Below are 17,458 nucleotides of genomic sequence, written 5' to 3'. Positions count from 1 at the left end.
CACACAAAAAACCCGGCCAAGGCCGGGTTTTTCTATGCCACCGCAAGCCAGGCCTGCGGTGATGCCGACACGGCGCGCTTACGCGGCCTTGATGGCCTTGATGCGAGCGGTCAGACGGCTCTTGTGACGCGCAGCCTTGTTCTTGTGAATCAGGCCACGGGCGCTGAAACGGTCGAGGATGGGCTGAGCGACGGCGAAAGCAGCTTCGGCGCCTGCAGCATCGTTGGCGTCAAGGGCCTTGATCACCTTCTTGACGGCGGTGCGCAGCATCGAACGCTGGCCCGTGTTGCGCTCATTGCGCACAACGGTCTGCTTGGCGCGCTTCTTGGCGGACTTGATATTGGCCACGGTGGTGGGTTCCTGAAAAATCGGTGTAGTGGAAAAAGCAAGCGGGAAAGTATGATGGGCTTAGTTATGTACGTCAAGTCAGTTGTCAAGAGGGAGGCTGCGTGAGCAAGCCCGGCATGTTGAGAGGCCTGCTCTCATTCAGCAGTATGACCATGGTGTCGCGGGTATTGGGCCTGATCCGCGACCAGGCGATCTCCACCACCTTTGGCGCCAATGCGGTGACCGACGCGTTCTGGGTGGCGTTCCGGATCCCCAATTTCCTGCGTCGCCTGTTCGCCGAGGGCTCGTTCGCCACCGCCTTCGTGCCGGTGTTCACCGAAGTCAAGGAAACCCGCCCGCATGCGGACCTGCGCGAGCTGATGTCGCGGGTGTCCGGCACGCTGGGTGGGATGTTGCTTGTGATCACCGCACTGGGGCTGATCTTCACCCCGCAGCTGGCATCGGTGTTTTCCGATGGCGCGGCCACCGATCCGGACAAGTACGGCCTGCTGGTGGATCTGCTGCGGCTGACGTTTCCGTTTCTGCTGTTCGTGTCGTTGACCGCGCTGGCGGGCGGGGCGCTCAACAGCTTTCAGCGGTTTGCGATTCCGGCACTGACGCCGGTGATCCTCAACCTGTGCATGATCGCCGGTGCCCTGTGGCTGGCGCCGCGGCTGGAGGTGCCGATCCTGGCGTTGGGCTGGGCGGTGCTGGTGGCCGGTGCGCTGCAGTTGCTGTTTCAGCTGCCGGCGTTGAGAGGCATCGATCTGCTGACGCTGCCGCGCTGGGGCTGGATGCATCCGGACGTGCGCAAGGTGCTGACCTTGATGATCCCGACCCTGTTCGGTTCGTCGATTGCGCAGATCAACCTGATGCTGGACACGGTCATCGCCGCGCGCCTGGCTGATGGCTCGCAGTCGTGGCTGTCGCTGGCCGACCGCTTCCTGGAGCTGCCGCTGGGCGTGTTCGGGGTGGCGCTGGGCACGGTGATCCTGCCGGCGCTGGCGCGCCATCACGTCAAGACCGACCGCAGCGCGTTCTCCGGCGCGCTGGACTGGGGGTTCCGCACCACGCTGTTGATCGCAGTGCCGGCAATGCTCGGCTTGCTGCTGCTGGCCGAGCCGCTGGTGGCGACCTTGTTCCAGTACCGTCAGTTCACTGCCTTCGATACGCGGATGACCGCGATGTCGGTCTATGGCCTGAGCTTCGGCCTGCCGGCTTACGCCATGCTCAAGGTGCTGCTGCCGGCCTTCTACGCCCGCCAGGACACCCGTACCCCGGTGCGGGCCGGCGTGGCGGCGTTGATCGCCAACATGGTGTTCAACTTCGCGTTGCTGGCGGTGGTCTACCAGGTCATGGTGCCGCCCGAGCTCAAGGCGCAGGGCGTGATGCAGGCGCTGGGCAAGCAGCCGGGTCTGCATCTGGCGCTGGGCATTGCCAGCGCGCTGTCGAGTTACCTCAACCTGGGCTTGCTGTGGTACTGGCTGGGCAAGTCCGGCGTCTACCAGCGCCGGCCGGGTTGGACCGGCTATGCGCTGCGCCTGCTGCTGGCGTGCGCGGCGATGGTGGCGGTGCTGTTGAGCCTGCTGTGGTGGCTGCCATCGTTCACCGTGATGGACAAGTGGGATCGCATCGGCTGGCTGGCAGTGCTGGTCGGTAGCGGCGGGACGACGTATCTGGTGGCGCAGGTGGCGCTCGGTTTGCGGCCGCGGCATCTGCGCGAAGGCTAGTCGCCTGCCAGGCTGGCCGAGCGGGTGCAGAGCCATCGGTCAGACGGTGGGGGTTGATGCCGGGCCAGGCGGGCGCGCAATCGCCTGGCCGCTTCCGGGACGCAGCTGGCGCGGCACCGGCCCGGCCGCGCCCATGCGGGTTGACAGGCACGGCTATACTTGCGGGTTATGCATCAACGAGGGTCGGCCGGCAGGCCGGCATCTGTTTGGATCGAGGAATGAGCAGGCTGTTTAGAGACGTCGAGGGCGGGACGCTGTTCCCGCACGGAAGCGTGGTCTGCATCGGCGCCTTTGATGGCCTGCACCTGGGGCATCGGGCATTGGTGCAGCACGCAGTCGCGCGCGCGCGCGCGCTGGGCGTGCCGGCGGTGGCGGTGAGCTTCGAGCCGCTGCCGCGCGAATTTTTCGCCCCGGCCGCGCCGCCGCCCCGGCTGACCCTGGCCCGCGCCAAGATCGAAGGGCTGCACGGCTTCGGTGCCGACAGCGTGGGCATGATCCGTTTCGACGGCCGCCTGTCGGCGATGAGCGCCGAGGATTTCGTGCGGCTGGCCCTGGTCGGCCGGCTATGCGCCAAGGAGGTCTGGATCGGCCCGGAGTTCCGTTTCGGCCATCGGCGTGGTGGCGATATCGGTCTTCTGCGCGCGCTCGGTGCGCACTACGGTTTCGAAGCGGGCGAAATCGCGCCGGTGCATCTGCACGGTGAGCGCATCTCGGCCACGCGCATCCGCGAGCTGCTGGGTGCAGGCGAGTTCGCGCACGCCGGGCAATTGCTTGGCCGGCCGTATGCCATTGGCGGGCGGGTGGTGCGCGGCAAGCAGCTTGGACGCACGTTGGGCTATCCGACCGCCAATCTGCGGTTTCCCCGCACGCCGGCGCTGTCGGGTATTTACGCGACCTGGGTGCATGGTGTGGCCGAGCGGCCGTGGCCGTCGGTCTCCAGCTTCGGCACGCGGCCGACGGTGGCCGGCGTGGAGCCGCTGCTGGAGGCGCACCTGTTCGACTTCCAGGGCGATCTGTATGGCCGGCATATCGCCGTCGAATTCGTCGCCAAGCTGCGTGACGAAGAGAAGTTCGACGGCCTGGACGCGCTGACGGTGCAGATGCACCGCGATGCCGAGCAGGCGCGTGCGGTGCTGGACAGGCATGCAGTTTCTGCGACACACGCGAATTCCTCGCAACAGCCCGCCTATGATGCGAGTCCCTCGCAGGAGCCCGCACATCCGTGTGCGGACAATGGACACGCGAGTTCCTCGCAAACGTCTGCACATGTAAGTGCAGACACTTCAGACAACGCAGCGCAACGGTAGAGACCTGTGACCCAAGACTACAAAGCCACTCTCCATCTGCCCGCGACGGAATTCCCGATGCGCGGCGACCTGCCCAAGCGCGAGCCGGCGATGCTGGAGCGCTGGGAGCGCGAGGGGCTGTACGCGCAACTGCGCGCCAATGCGGCCGGGCGCCCGCTGTTCGTGCTGCACGACGGCCCGCCGTATGCCAATGGCCAGATCCATCTGGGCCACGCGGTCAACAAGATCCTCAAGGACATCATCGTCAAGTCGAAGTACCTGGCTGGCTTCGATGCGCCCTACATCCCGGGTTGGGACTGCCACGGCCTGCCGATCGAGATCGCGATCGAGAAAAAGTACGGCAAGGTCGGCGTGAAGCTGGATGCGGCGCAATTCCGCCAGAAGTGCCGTGAATACGCCACCGAGCAGATCGACCTGCAGCGGCGCGACTTCAAGCGCCTGGGCGTGATCGGCGACTGGGACAACCCGTACAAGACGCTGGATTTCCGCTTCGAGGCCAACGAGATCCGTGCGCTGGCCAAGGTGGTCGACAACGGCCATCTGACCCGCGGCGTCAAGCCGGTGCATTGGTGCTTCGACTGTGGCTCGGCGCTGGCCGAGGCCGAGATCGAATACGCCGACAAGGTGTCGCCGACGGTGGATATCGCCTATCCGGCGCGCGATCCGGCGGCCGTGGCTGCTGCATTCGGCGCGAGCCTGCCGGCGGACGTGGGCGTGGCGGTGCCGATCTGGACCACCACCCCGTGGACGCTGCCGGCGTCGCTGGCGGTGAGCCTGGGCGCGGACCTGGACTACGTGCTGGTCGAAGGCCCCGCCGATCGCGGCCAGCCGCGCTGGCTGGTGGTGGCCGAAGCCCTGGCCGGCAAGGCGCTGGCGCGCTACGGCGTGGACACGGTGGTGGTGCACGGGCATGCCAAGGGTGCGGCGCTGGAGCAGATGCTGCTGAACCACCCGTTCTATGCCGAGCGCGAAATCCCGCTGTTGCTGGGCGACCACGTGTCGGCCGAGGACGGTACCGGCGCGGTGCACACCGCACCGGGCCATGGCCAGGAGGACTACCAGGTCTCCAAGCAGTACGGCCTGCTCGAGCGCTATGGCGCTGCGCAGATCAACCCGGTGGACGGGCGCGGCGTGTACCTGCCGTCGACGCCGCCGCTGGGCGAGACCGTGCTGGCCGGGCTGCACATCTGGAAGGCCAACGACATCCTCATCGAGGCGCTGCGCGACACCAGCGTGTTGCTGGCGGCCAGCAAGATGGAGCACAGCTATCCGCATTGCTGGCGGCACAAGACGCCGATCGCGTTCCGTGCCACGCCGCAGTGGTTCATCTCGATGGAGCAGGCCAACCTGCGCGCCGATGCGCTGGCGGCCATCGACAACGTGCATTGGTATCCGTCCTGGGGCCAGGCACGCATCGCCGGCATGGTCGACGGGCGTCCGGACTGGACGATTTCGCGCCAGCGCACCTGGGGCGTGCCGATCGCCTTGTTCGTGCATCGCGAAACCGGCGAGCCGCATCCGCGCAGCACCGAGCTGCTGCGCCAGGTCGCCGACCGCGTGGAGCTGGGCGGCGTGGACGTGTGGTACACGCTGGACGCGGCCGAACTGCTGGGCGATGAGGCTGCCGACTACGACAAGATCACCGACATCCTGGATGTGTGGTTCGACTCCGGCGTGACCCACGAGGCGGTGCTGGTGGACCGCGGCCTGCCCAAGCCGGCCGACCTGTACCTGGAAGGCTCCGACCAGCACCGTGGCTGGTTCCAGTCCTCGCTGCTGACCGGCGTGGCGATGGACAGGGCGGCGCCGTACAAGCAGTGCCTGACCCACGGCTTCACCGTGGACGAGCACGGCCGCAAGATGTCCAAGTCGCTGGGTAACGGCATCGAGCCGCAGGACATCATGAAGACCCTGGGTGCGGACATCCTGCGCCTGTGGATCGCCTCGGCCGATTACAGCAACGAGATGTCGCTGTCGCAGGAAATCCTCAAGCGCAATGCCGACGCGTACCGTCGCCTGCGCAATACCGCGCGCTTCCTGCTCGGCAACCTGCATGGCTTCGATCCGCTGCAGCATCTGGTGGCGCTGGACGACATGGTGCTGCTGGACCGCTGGATCGTGCATCGCGCGCACGAGCTGCAGGAGAAGATCGTCGCCGCGTATGCGCGCTACGACTTTGCCGAGATCGTGCAGGCGCTGCTGAATTTCTGCAGCGTGGATCTGGGCTCGCTGTATCTGGACGTGACCAAGGACCGTCTGTACACGATGGCCGAGGATGCACGCGGCCGCCGTTCGGCGCAGAGCGCGATGTATCACGTGGCCGAGGCGTTCGTGCGCTGGATCGCACCGGTGCTGAGCTTCACCGCCGAAGAGCTGTGGGGCTACCTGCCGGGCAAGCACACCGATAACGTGCTGTTCGCCACCTGGTACGACGGCCTGGCGCCGCTGCCGGCCGATGCTGCATTGACCGGTGCGGATGTCGACAAGCTGCTGGCCTTGCGCGAGCAGGTGGCCAAGGTGCTGGAGCCGATGCGTGCCAATGGCGCGATCGGTGCGGCGCTGGAAGCGGAGATCACCGTGGCTGCCGATGCACAGACTGCCGCGCGTTGGCAGCCGCTGGCCGAGGAGCTGCGCTTCCTGTTCATCAGTGGCGATGTCACCGTCACCGCGGCCAGCACCGACGACATCTTCGTCAGCGCGCAGCCGACCAGCAAGGCCAAGTGCGCGCGCTGCTGGCACCACCAGGCCAGCGTGGGCAGCGATCCGCGTCACCCGGAACTGTGCAGCCGCTGCGTCAGCAATATCGAAGGCCCCGGCGAGGAGCGTCGCTGGTTCTGATGGGGTGCGCATGATTGCGTGTGGCGGGCCGATCCTGCCACGCGTGATCGAGACCCGGATGGGCCGGGCGTGCGCCTGCGCGCGAGCTCATCGGCATTCACCGCTGTCGTAGATGGCCCCGGCGCCGCAGTCCCTCGCTTGCTGAAGCGTGGCGCACGCGGCAATGCGGGGCAGGGCGGCTGGCCCGGACGTCCATGCCATCCTTGCCTGCCTGTCTTTCAGCTTTTGTTCTGCTCACCGCCATCCCCAACGCCATTCAGGCATCTTCTCCGGCGTCGGAGAAGTCACCACCAACTGCGATCTTTCGACATGAGTCAACGCCCCAAACCCTCCGCCCTGATCTGGTTGCTGCTGTCGGCACTGGTGGTCGGGCTGGACCAGTGGAGCAAGGCCTGGGTGCTGTCCAGCCTGCCCGAGTACACCCCGGTGCCGGTGATCGACGGCTTCTGGAACTGGTACCGCACCTACAACACCGGCGCGGCCTTCAGCTTCCTGAGCGATGCCGGCGGCTGGCAGCTGTGGTTCTTCACTGCGCTGGCAGTGGGCATCAGCGGGCTGCTGGCATTCTGGCTCTCGCGCACCGCGCGCGGCGAATGGCGCAGCGCGGTGCCGTATGCGCTGGTGATCGGCGGGGCGATCGGCAACGTGATCGACCGCCTGATGCACGGCCACGTGGTCGATTTCATCCAGTGGTATATCGGCAGCCACACCTGGCCTGCGTTCAACATCGCCGACTCGGCGATCGTGGGCGGCGCCATCGGCATCGCGGTATTCGGCCTGTTCGACAGGTCCGGCAAGCGGGAGGCGGGGATCCGGAAGTAGGAATCGTCGCTGAAGTCGCGGCGTACCGGCATCGCCCGGTTCCATCCTCCATTCCCCATTCCCGTAGAATGCCCGCCATGGATGTCCTGCTCGCCAATCCCCGTGGTTTCTGTGCCGGTGTCGACCGTGCGATCGAGATCGTCAAGCGCGCGATCGAAACGCTGGGCGCGCCGATCTATGTGCGCCATGAAGTGGTGCACAACCGCTTCGTGGTCGACGACCTCAAGCAGCGCGGCGCGGTCTTCGTCGAAGAGCTGGACGAGGTGCCGGACAACGCCACGGTGATCTTCAGCGCACACGGCGTCTCGCAGGCGGTGCGCCAGGAAGCCGAGCGCCGCGGGCTGAAGGTGTTCGACGCAACCTGCCCGCTGGTGACCAAGGTGCATTTCGAGGTGGCGCGGCATTGCCGGGCCGGCCGCGACGTGGTGCTGATCGGCCACGCCGGACACCCGGAGGTGGAAGGTACGATGGGGCAGTGGAGCCGCGAACGCGGCGCGGGCACGATCTATCTGGTCGAGGACATCGAGCAGGTTTCCACGCTGCAGATCCGCCAGCCGGAGAACATTGCCTACACCACCCAGACCACGCTGTCGGTGGACGACACCATGGGCATCATCGAGGCCCTGCGTGCGCGCTACCCGGCCATGCAGGGGCCGCGCCACGACGATATCTGCTACGCCACCCAGAACCGCCAGGACGCGGTGCGCGATCTCGCGCGCCAATGCGATCTGGTGCTGGTGGTCGGTTCGCCCAACAGCTCCAATTCCAATCGCCTCAGCGAGCTGGCCCGGCGCGACGGGGTGGAGTCCTACCTGATCGACAACGCCAGCGAGATCGACCCGGCCTGGATCGTGGGCAAGCAGCACATCGGCCTGACCGCCGGCGCCTCCGCGCCGCAGGTGCTGGTCGATGGCGTGCTGGCGCGGTTACGCGAGCTGGGCGCCAGCAGTGTGTCGGAGCTGGAAGGCGAGCCGGAATCGATGGTGTTCGCGCTCCCCAAGGAATTGCGGTTGCGCCTGGTCAGCTGACAGCGGGCGCTCCGGGCTGCTTGCGGTGGCGGGTCCCTGCGGCAAGCCCGGCTGCTTCGCAGCTGCAGGTGGTCGCCCTCCGCCGGCCATGGTCCACAGGTCCGGGGCCGGGATACGTAGTGCGGCGCCTGGCGGCGATTGACCGGGCACCGGCTCCGCTCCTACAATGCACGGCTCGCCGGAATAGCTCAGTTGGTAGAGCGGCGCATTCGTAATGCGTAGGTCGTAGGTTCGATTCCTATTTCCGGCACCATTGCTTCAACACTGGGTCGACCATTGGTCGGCCCAGCTGCGTTTGGGCCGAAGCACGCGCATCTTGCCGCTGGCCCGGCCATATACGCCACACATCGTGGCGTCCGCAATCGATGGCCGCGGCTGCGTCTTTGTCGTCCTGCGCAGCGCTGCGACAACATGTCGCACAGTTTTGTGCGCATTAATTGCGACAGATCATTGCCGATGGGTTTCGTGCAGGTGCAGCAAAGTCTAAAATCAGGGAGCTAACTCGTGTCTTCGGTCTGCGTGGCCACCTTCCTTCAGGAAGCGTGCCGTCAGGACAAGTTCCACCTGGATACGACGAACGAGGCTGGCGTTCCTTCGCACTTGGATCGACCGATGATTCCGTTGAAACATCTCGGGCGTGTACTTCGTCCAGGCCTGATGCTGCCGTTCCTGCTGTTGGCAGGCTGCAGTTCGGCCATTCTCAATCCGAAAGGCCAGATCGGCCACGACGAGAAGCAGCTGCTGATCACCTCGGTCGTGCTGATGCTGATCGTGGTCATCCCGGTGATCGTGATGACGATTGCGTTCGCGTGGAAATACCGCGCGTCCAACACGAAGGCACGCTACGAGCCGGACTGGTCGCACTCCACCGCGATCGAGGTGGTGGTGTGGTCGATCCCGTGCGTGATCATCCTGGTGCTGGCGGTGCTGACCTGGCGCTCCTCGCACGCGCTGGACCCGTACCGGCCGCTGGATTCGGACGTCAAGCCGATCACCATCGAAGCGGTGTCGCTGGACTGGAAGTGGATGTTCATCTACCCGGACCAGAACATCGCCACGGTCAACGAAATCGCCTTCCCGGTGCATACGCCGCTGAACTTCAAGATCACCTCCGACACGGTGATGAATTCGTTCTTCATCCCGCACCTGGGCACGATGATCTACGCGATGGCCGGCATGGAAACCAAGCTGCACCTGGTGGCCAACGAGCCGGGCGAATACTTCGGCCTGTCGACCAACTACAGCGGTCACGGTTTCTCGAAGATGAGCTTCAAGGCGCATGCCGTCGATCAGGCCGGCTTCGATGCATGGGTGGCCAAGGTCAAGGCATCGCCGACCGCGTTGAACGCCGCCGAGTACCAGGTGCTGGCAGCCAATCGCAACGACAAGGAACAGTATCCGGTCACCTACTACTCGTCGGTGCAGGACGGCATGTTCCGCTCGCTCGTCGACAAATACATGAATGGTCCGGGCCATAACAAAGGCCATGGCGACCATCAGGCAGCGGCTGCAGAGCCGGTTGCCATGTGCACTTCTGGAGACAAGTGATGCTAGGCAAACTTACGATCGAGGCGGTTCCGTACCACGAGCCGATCATCATGGTCGCACTCGGTGGTGCAGGCCTGCTCGGCCTGCTCATCGCGGGCGCCATCACCAAGTACAAGCTGTGGGGCTACCTGTGGAACGAGTGGTTCACCTCGGTTGACCACAAGCGCATCGGCGTGATGTACATCATCGTGGCGCTGGTCATGTTGCTGCGCGGCTTCGCCGATGCGGCGATGATGCGCACCCAGCAGGCGCTGGCGGGTAACGGCGGCGAAGGCGTGCTGCCGCCGCATCACTACGACCAGATCTTCACCGCGCACGGCGTGATCATGATCTTCTTCATGGCCATGCCGTTCATGACCGGCCTGTTGAACCTGATCGTGCCGCTGCAGATCGGTGCGCGCGACGTGGCGTTCCCGTTCCTGAACTCGCTGAGCTTCTGGCTGTTCGTGGCCGGTGCGGCGCTGATCAACATCTCGCTGGGTGTCGGCGAATTCGCCCAGACCGGCTGGCTGGCGTATCCGCCGTTGTCGGGGCTGGAATACAGTCCGGGGGTCGGCGTCGACTACTACATCTGGGCGCTGCAGGTCTCAGGCCTGGGCACGTTGCTGACCGGCATCAACTTCTTCGTGACGATCATGCGGATGCGCGCGCCGGGCATGACCCTGATGCGCATGCCGATCTTCACCTGGACCGCGCTGATCACCAACATCCTGATCATCGCCGCATTCCCGATCCTGACCGTGGCGCTGGCGCTGCTGGGCGCCGACCGTTACCTGGGCACGCACTTCTTCACCAATGACGGTGGCGGCAACGCCATGATGTACGTCAACCTGATCTGGATCTGGGGTCACCCGGAAGTCTATATCCTGATCCTGCCGGCGTTCGGCATCTTCTCCGAGTTGATCGCCACCTACAGCCGCAAGCGCCTGTTCGGCTACACCTCGATGGTCTACGCCACCTCGTGCATCGGCGTGCTGTCGTTCGTGGTGTGGTTGCACCACTTCTTCACCATGGGCTCGGGTGCCAACGTCAATGCCTTCTTCGGCATCACGACGATGATCATCTCGATCCCGACCGGCGTGAAGATCTTCAACTGGCTGTTCACCATGTTCCGCGGTCGTGTGCACATGACCTCGCCGGTGCTGTGGACGATCGGCTTCATCATCACCTTCACCATCGGCGGCATGACCGGCGTGATGCTGGCGATCCCGGCAGTGGACTTCGTGCTGCACAACAGCCTGTTCCTGATCGCGCACTTCCATAACGTGATCATCGGCGGCGTGGTGTTCGGCTACCTGGCCGGCCTGACCTACTGGTTCCCGAAGGCGTTCGGCTTCAAGCTCAACGAGAAGATCGGCAAGGCCTCGTTCTGGTGCTGGATCATCGGCTTCTTCGTGGCCTTCATGCCGCTGTACGTGCTCGGCTTCATGGGCATGACCCGTCGCATGAACACCTACAACCATCCCGAGTGGGCGCCGTGGCTGTATGTCGCCGCGGCGGGTGCTGCGATCATCGGCCTGGGTATCTTCCTGAACCTGGTGCAGATCGGTTACAGCGTGTGGAAGCGCAAGGAGCACATGGACTACACGGGCGATCCGTGGGATGGCCGTACGCTGGAGTGGGCCACCTCCTCGCCGCCGCCGTTCTACAACTTCGCCGTGCTGCCGCACATCGACGACCGCGATCAGTTCTGGGCCGACAAGCAGAACGGCAAGGGCTGGGTGCGTCCGTCCAAGTACGAGGCCATCCACATGCCGCGCAACACCGGTGCAGGCGTGTATATCGGCGCCTTCAGCGTGCTGATGGGCTTCGGTCTGATCTGGCACATCTGGTGGCTGGCCATCGTCGGCCTGGTCGGCATGATCGGCAGCTTCATCGCCCGTACCTTCGATGACGACATCGATTACTGGGTGCCGGCCGACGAAGTGGAGCGTATCGAAAACGCGCGCTTTGCCCTGCTCGAACAGCAACATGCGGCGCAGGCCGCGAAGGTGGTATGACCATGTCTTCCTCGACCACGCTAGACCACGCCGCCCACGCGGGCGGCCACGACGACCACGAACATCACGATGCCGGTGGCAACACCGTCTTCGGGTTCTGGGTCTACCTGATGAGCGACTGCCTGCTGTTCGCCGGCCTGTTCGCCACCTATGCGGTGCTCTCCGGCGCCACGGTGGACGGACCGACGGCCAAGGAGCTGTTCGACCTGAAGTTCGTGCTGGTGGAAACCTTCCTGCTGTTGTTCAGCAGCCTGAGCTTCGGCGTTGCGATGATTTCCGCGCACAAGCGCAACATGACCGGGCTGTACGCCTGGCTGGGCGTCACCGCGCTGCTGGGCATCGGCTTTCTGTGCATGGAAGTCTGGGAGTTCAACCATCTGATCCACGAAGGGGCGGGTCCGGGACGCAGCGCGTTCCTGTCGGCCTTCTTCACCCTGGTGGGGACGCACGGCCTGCACGTGGCCTCCGGCCTGTTGTGGATGGCAGTGCTGGTGATCCAGATCTCCAAGAACGGCCTGACCCCGCGCAACAGCACGCGTCTGGCCTGCCTGAGCCTGTTCTGGCATTTCCTGGACATCATCTGGATCGGTGTGTTCACCGTCGTCTATCTGCTGGGAGCGCTGTAATGGCCAATCACCACGCGCATGAAACCGCTGTCGACGCACATGCCGGCGGCCTGAAGTCCTACCTGATCGGCTTTGTGATGGCCGTGATCCTCACCGTCATCCCGTTTGCGATGGTGATGAGCGGAGCGTTCTCCAAGGGTGTCACCGTCATCGTGATCTCGCTGATGGCCGCGGTGCAGATGCTGGTGCACATGGTGTACTTCCTGCACATGGACCGCTCGCCCGAGCAGCGTTCCAACGTGCAGGTGGGCCTGTTCTCGCTGCTGATCATCGGCATCGTGATCGTGGGTTCGCTGTGGGTGCTGCACAACATGAACGTCAACATGATGCATTGAGACGGCACGGCGCCCGATCCCGGCACGCCGGATCGACGCATACCGGACAGAACGAAGCCGCCAGGTCACTGGCGGCTTTTTTTTGCGTGCGAATCGGCGCGCAGCATGACCTATGGCATACGGGGGAAGCGCAGGCAGGCGCTTAGCATCGTGGGCTTGCCTGTTCCAGGTCCCTGCGGAGTTGCGATGAAGATCCCCACCTTGTTGTCCGTGTCGCTGCTGGCGGCACTGTCGTTGCCTGCGGCCGCACAAACCGCTGCGCCGCAGGACGTGCCGTTCGACGGCACCTTGAAGATCGACGTCGATGCCACCGATCTGGCCCACCGCATCTTCAAGGTCAAAACCACCATGCCGGCCAAGCCCGGCCCGATGACGCTGCTGTATCCGCAGTGGATTCCCGGCAATCACTCGCCGACCGGGCCGATCGACAAGCTGGCCGGTCTGGTGATCAAGGTCGATGGCAAGGTGGTGCCGTGGAAGCGCGACCAGTTCGATGTGTACGCCTTCACCGTGGACGTGCCGCAGGGCGCCAGCGAGCTGGTGGCCGAGTTCAAGTTCCTCTCGCCGCAGGCCCCCAACCAGGGCCGGGTGATGATGACCCCGGAGATGCTCAACCTGCAGTGGAACACCACCGCGCTGTATCCGGCCGGCGTGTTCGCACGCAACATCAAGGCCCAGGCCAGCGTCACCTTGCCAGCCGGCTGGAGCTATGCCACGGCACTGGAAACCGACCGCCGCGTCGGCGACACGGTGACCTTCAAGCCGATCGATTTCGACGACCTGGTCGATTCGCCGATGTTCGCCGGCAAGTACTACAAGCGCGTGGAGCTGAGCGCCGGCAAGCAGCCGGTCTACCTCAACGTGTTCGCCGACGAAGCCAAGTCGCTGGAGGCCAAGCCCGAGCAGATCAAGGCGCATGCGTCGCTGGTGCAGCAGATGGACAAGCTCTACGGCGCGCGCCATTTCGATCATTACGAATTCCTGCTGGCGCTGACCAAGAAACTGGGTGGCATCGGCCTGGAGCATCACCGCTCCAGCGAAAACAGCGGCGTGCCGACGTACTTCACCGAGTGGGACAAGAGCTGGACCGGGCGCGACCTGCTCGCGCACGAGTTCAACCACTCCTGGAACGGCAAGTACCGTCGCGGTGCCGACCTGGCCACGCCAAACTTCAATGTGCCGATGGGCGACAGCCTGCTGTGGCTGTACGAGGGCCAGACCCAGTTCTGGGGCGAAGTGATGGCCGCGCGTTCGGGCCTTTGGACGCAGGACCAGGCGCGCGAGATGCTGGCCGGCGTGGCGGCGAGCTATGAGCGCGGGCGCCCCGGCATGGCCTGGCGCACCGTGCAGGACACCACCAACGACCCGACCATGTCGATGCGCCGGCCCAAGGCGTACCGCAGCTATCAGATGAGCGAGGACTACTATTCCGGCGGCCAGATGATGTGGCTGGAAGTGGACAGCAAGCTGCGCGCGCTGACCAACAACAAGCGCTCCATCGACGATTTCGGCAAGGCGTTCTTCGGCATGAAGAACGGCGACTGGGACGTCAACCCGTACACCTTCGACGACATCGTCGCCACGCTCAACGGCATTGCCGCCTACGACTGGGCCAGCCTGTTGCGCAGCCGCATGGACGGGCATGGCTCGTTGAACGGGGGCATCGAGGCCAATGGCTGGAAGCTGGTCTACAACGACGAGCCCAATCTGGCCACCAAGGCCGACGAGAGCGACGACAAGGACGCCAACCTGGCCTATTCGCTTGGCGTGTCCTTGAAAGCCTCTGGCGACATCGGTGATGTGCTCTGGGACGGCCCGGCCTTCAATGCCGGCCTGATCGCCGGCAACACCATCGTGGCGGTCAACGGCCGCGCCTTCAGCAGCGAGGTGATCAAGGACGCGATCAAGGCGGCCAAGGGCACCACCGCGCCGATCGAACTGCTGGTCAAGCGCCTGGACCGCTACGACACCGTGCGCATCGATTACCACGGCGGCCTGCTGTATCCGCATCTGGAACGTATCCCCGGCAAGCCGGACCGCCTGAGCGAGTTGTACAAGCCGCGCTGAGCGGCGATTGTCTGCCAGCAGCCGTTCGAGCGGACAATGGCAGGATCTGGTGTCTGCATGACCGGTTGCGATCGATCATGCAGCGCCAGGCGCCGGTTTTCGTCGCTACCGATGCCGGTGCCGACCGATCGAAAGACAGCGCGCCAGCCGACTGGTCCGCTCATCAATGCGGCCAGGTGAAAACGCCGCCGCAGGAATGGGTGCTTGCATCCCTTCCTGCGGCGGCGTCAGCTGTTCGATTCCCGATTCCCGATTCCCGATTCCCGATTCCCGATTCCCGATTCCCGATTCCCGATTCCCGATTCCCGATTCCCGATTCCCGAGCCAGCGTCGCGCATCTTGAGACCGACGCCGACTATCCTGTCGCTCCAGAAGCGATGGGTTAACTGACGATGGCGAAGGCGAAAACGGCCTATGTCTGCGGCGAGTGCGGCGCCGAGTACAACAAGTGGCAGGGGCAGTGCACCGAATGCGGGGTCTGGAACACGCTCAGCGAGATCGTGCTCGAAAGCGCCATGCCCGGCGGCAAGGCCTCGCCTGCGGCCTCGCGGCGTAGCGGCTGGGCCGGCAAGGCCGAGGCGCCCAAGATCACCGCGCTCAAGGATGTGCAGCAGTCCGAGCAGGCGCGTGTGTCCACGGGCATCGGCGAGTTCGATCGGGTACTGGGGGGCGGGCTGGTCGAGGGCGCGGTGGTGCTGATCGGTGGCGACCCGGGCATCGGCAAGTCCACATTGTTGCTGCAGGCGCTGGCGAGCATGGCCAGCACGCTGCCGGTGCTGTACGTGACCGGTGAGGAATCGCTGGCGCAGGTGGCCGGGCGCGCGGTGCGGCTGGATCTGCCGCTGGAAGGCTTGAATGCGCTGGCCGAAACCGGCATCGAAAACATCCTGCAGCATGCCAGCGTGGCGCGGCCGAAGCTGATCGTGGCCGACTCGGTCCAGACGCTGTGGACCGAGTCGCTGACCGCGGCGCCGGGCTCGGTCAGCCAGGTGCGCGAGAGCGCGGCGCGGCTGGTGCGCTATGCCAAGGAGACCGGCACCGCCGTGTTCCTGGTCGGCCATGTGACCAAGGAGGGCGGCATCGCCGGCCCGCGCGTGCTGGAACACATGGTCGATGCGGTGCTGTACTTCGAAGGCGAGAGCGGTAGCCGGTTTCGCCTGTTGCGCGCGTTCAAGAACCGCTTCGGGGCGGTCAACGAGCTGGGCGTGTTCGCGATGGGCGAGAAGGGCCTCAAGGAGGTCTCCAACCCGTCGGCGATCTTCCTGTCCGGCGGCAGCACCCAGCAGCCGGGCAGTTGCGTGATGGTCACCCGCGAAGGCACCCGGCCGCTGATGGTGGAGGTGCAGGCACTGGTGGATGCCTCGCCGCTGTCCAATCCGCGGCGCGTGGCGGTGGGGCTGGAGCAGAACCGGCTGGCGATGCTGCTGGCGGTGCTGCATCGCCATGGCGGCATCGTGGTGGGCGACCAGGACGTGTTCGTCAATGTGGTCGGCGGCATCCGCGTGCAGGAAACCGCTGCCGATCTGCCGGTGCTGCTGGCAGTGCTGTCCTCGCTGCGCGACCGGCCGCTGTCGGAGAAGACGATTGCCTTTGGCGAAGTGGGGCTGTCGGGCGAGATCCGGCCGGTGCCCAACGGCGAGGATCGTCTGAAAGAAGCCGCCACCCACGGCTTCAAGCGCGCGATCGTGCCCAAGGCCAACGCGCCCAAGGTTGCCAGCATCAAGGGCATGGAGATCGTCGCCGTGGAGCGGCTGAGCCAGGCGCTGGAAGCGGCGGCCGAGTGATGCCGGCGTGTATGGGAGCGCGCGTGCGCAGGGCATCGCGCTGCACGCGGTGAGCTGATCGCACGCCCCGGTGCAGGGCTGCACACATTGCGCCGCGCGATGGCGGAATTGCAGCAGTGACGTTGTCGGGTTGGCCGCCGGCAACTGCGGCGACCGTTGGTCGGCCAGCAGTCGCGAGATGCCGCCAGCCGATAAGAAACCGTTTTCAGCAGAGGGCGGCTATGGCAACATGCGCGGCCCGTTGCACGGTGCACCGGATCACAGACAGCGCCCACTGCGCGTCACCAGGAGAACACGATGGAATGGATGTTGTTGCCACTCAAGCGCTACGCCGACTTCAATGGCCGCTCGCGCCGCAAGGAATATTGGATGTTCATGCTGCTGCAGGCGATCGTCCTGCTGGTATTGGGCGGCTTGTTCGGCATCGCGGCGGCAGTGATGGGCGGCGAGAACGGTCCCGGCGCACTGGCATGGCTGGTGCTTGCCATCATGGGGATCTTCGTACTGGCACTGATCGTGCCGAGCATTGCGGTGACCGTGCGTCGCTTGCATGACCAGGGCAAGTCCGGCTGGTTCTATCTGATCAGTCTGGTGCCCTACGTCGGTGGCTTCATCGTGCTGGTCTTCATGTGCCTGGAAGGCACGCCCGGCCCGAACGAGTACGGCGAGAATCCCAAGCAGTAACCGGGTGCGATGCCTGATCGAACAATGGCGCGGGGAGTCCTCCGCGCCATTGTCGTTTCTGGAGAGCCGCCGGCGGAAGTTGCCAAAGGGCACGCACCTGTTCGAGTGCGGCACTGGGTGCGATAGGGGCATTTTGGGCCGACCGCAAAAACGTATCCGTCTTGCCAGGGCGTGGGAAGCGGTCGAGCGGCAATAGGCCAAGAGCCTGCTCGTGTGTTCACTACATGATTGAACTACCAGGTGGACAGGTTTTCCGCCCGGCGTGGGAGCAGGCGAAAGCAGTCCAGCCAATGCCCGACCAGATCAACGCATGACAGCGGACGGCTCACTGCACTGCAGGCGCCGATGGCATGCAGCAAGCG

General features: G+C 65.0%; 14 protein-coding genes and 1 tRNA gene. 14 read left to right on the top strand and 1 reads right to left on the bottom strand.

Going from position 1 to position 17,458, the window contains the following annotated elements:
- Positions 1-78: 78 nt before the first annotated feature.
- Positions 79-348 carry a 30S ribosomal protein S20 gene (gene rpsT, locus EO170_RS00995; RefSeq protein WP_002807888.1) on the bottom strand — a complete coding sequence of 90 codons (270 nt, stop codon included), beginning with the start codon at positions 346-348 and terminating at the stop codon, positions 79-81.
- A 116-nt stretch (positions 349-464) separates the two neighbouring features.
- Here rpsT and murJ point away from each other — a divergent pair, with 116 nt between their 5' ends.
- From murJ to EO170_RS00925, 14 genes are all read left to right on the top strand, one after another.
- Positions 465-2,057: a murein biosynthesis integral membrane protein MurJ gene (gene murJ, locus EO170_RS00990; RefSeq protein ID WP_126941862.1), complete on the top strand. Its 1,593-nt coding sequence runs from the start codon at positions 465-467 to the stop codon at positions 2,055-2,057.
- Between the two features lie 218 nt (positions 2,058-2,275).
- Complete coding sequence (locus EO170_RS00985) at positions 2,276-3,364, top strand: bifunctional riboflavin kinase/FAD synthetase (protein ID WP_126941860.1); 1,089 nt, start codon at positions 2,276-2,278, stop codon at positions 3,362-3,364.
- Positions 3,365-3,370: 6 nt separating this feature from the next.
- Positions 3,371-6,202 (top strand): isoleucine--tRNA ligase, encoded by a 2,832-nt coding sequence (gene ileS / locus EO170_RS00980; RefSeq protein ID WP_126941858.1) that lies wholly within the window; start codon positions 3,371-3,373, stop codon positions 6,200-6,202.
- 309 nt (positions 6,203-6,511) lie between these two features.
- Positions 6,512-7,024, top strand: coding sequence for a signal peptidase II (gene lspA, locus EO170_RS00975; RefSeq protein WP_119128905.1), 513 nt, complete (start codon positions 6,512-6,514; stop codon positions 7,022-7,024).
- 77 nt (positions 7,025-7,101) lie between these two features.
- Complete coding sequence (gene ispH, locus EO170_RS00970) at positions 7,102-8,052, top strand: 4-hydroxy-3-methylbut-2-enyl diphosphate reductase (protein ID WP_115676372.1); 951 nt, start codon at positions 7,102-7,104, stop codon at positions 8,050-8,052.
- 177 nt (positions 8,053-8,229) lie between these two features.
- A tRNA-Thr gene (locus EO170_RS00965) sits at positions 8,230-8,305 on the top strand.
- Between the two features lie 359 nt (positions 8,306-8,664).
- Positions 8,665-9,600 carry a ubiquinol oxidase subunit II gene (gene cyoA, locus EO170_RS00960; RefSeq protein ID WP_104650267.1) on the top strand — a complete coding sequence of 312 codons (936 nt, stop codon included), beginning with the start codon at positions 8,665-8,667 and terminating at the stop codon, positions 9,598-9,600.
- Positions 9,600-11,600, top strand: a complete 2,001-nt coding sequence (gene cyoB, locus EO170_RS00955) for a cytochrome o ubiquinol oxidase subunit I (protein WP_119132567.1) — start codon at positions 9,600-9,602, stop codon at positions 11,598-11,600. The genes cyoA and cyoB overlap by 1 nt, the downstream gene beginning before the upstream one ends.
- A complete protein-coding gene (gene cyoC / locus EO170_RS00950; protein ID WP_180496907.1) occupies positions 11,597-12,226 on the top strand; it encodes a cytochrome o ubiquinol oxidase subunit III in 630 nt (209 codons plus the stop codon). Before cyoB ends, cyoC begins: the two co-directional genes overlap by 4 nt.
- Positions 12,226-12,561, top strand: coding sequence for a cytochrome o ubiquinol oxidase subunit IV (cyoD, locus tag EO170_RS00945; RefSeq protein ID WP_126941857.1), 336 nt, complete (start codon positions 12,226-12,228; stop codon positions 12,559-12,561). The genes cyoC and cyoD overlap by 1 nt, the downstream gene beginning before the upstream one ends.
- 186 nt (positions 12,562-12,747) lie before the next feature.
- A complete protein-coding gene (locus EO170_RS00940; protein WP_164740858.1) occupies positions 12,748-14,628 on the top strand; it encodes a tetratricopeptide repeat protein in 1,881 nt (626 codons plus the stop codon).
- A 77-nt stretch (positions 14,629-14,705) separates the two neighbouring features.
- Complete coding sequence (locus tag EO170_RS00935; RefSeq protein WP_126941855.1) at positions 14,706-15,014, top strand: hypothetical protein; 309 nt, start codon at positions 14,706-14,708, stop codon at positions 15,012-15,014.
- A 6-nt stretch (positions 15,015-15,020) separates the two neighbouring features.
- Positions 15,021-16,412 (top strand): DNA repair protein RadA, encoded by a 1,392-nt coding sequence (gene radA, locus EO170_RS00930; RefSeq protein ID WP_104582447.1) that lies wholly within the window; start codon positions 15,021-15,023, stop codon positions 16,410-16,412.
- 297 nt (positions 16,413-16,709) lie between these two features.
- Positions 16,710-17,096: a DUF805 domain-containing protein gene (locus EO170_RS00925; RefSeq protein WP_104582448.1), complete on the top strand. Its 387-nt coding sequence runs from the start codon at positions 16,710-16,712 to the stop codon at positions 17,094-17,096.
- Positions 17,097-17,458: the final 362 nt, after the last annotated feature.

Source organism: Xanthomonas sp. BRIP62409 (genome assembly GCF_003992965.1).
Taxonomy (GTDB): domain Bacteria; phylum Pseudomonadota; class Gammaproteobacteria; order Xanthomonadales; family Xanthomonadaceae; genus Xanthomonas; species Xanthomonas euroxanthea.
The sequence above is the reverse complement of the archived record's forward strand: the minus strand, read 5'-3'. Positions and strand labels throughout refer to the sequence as shown.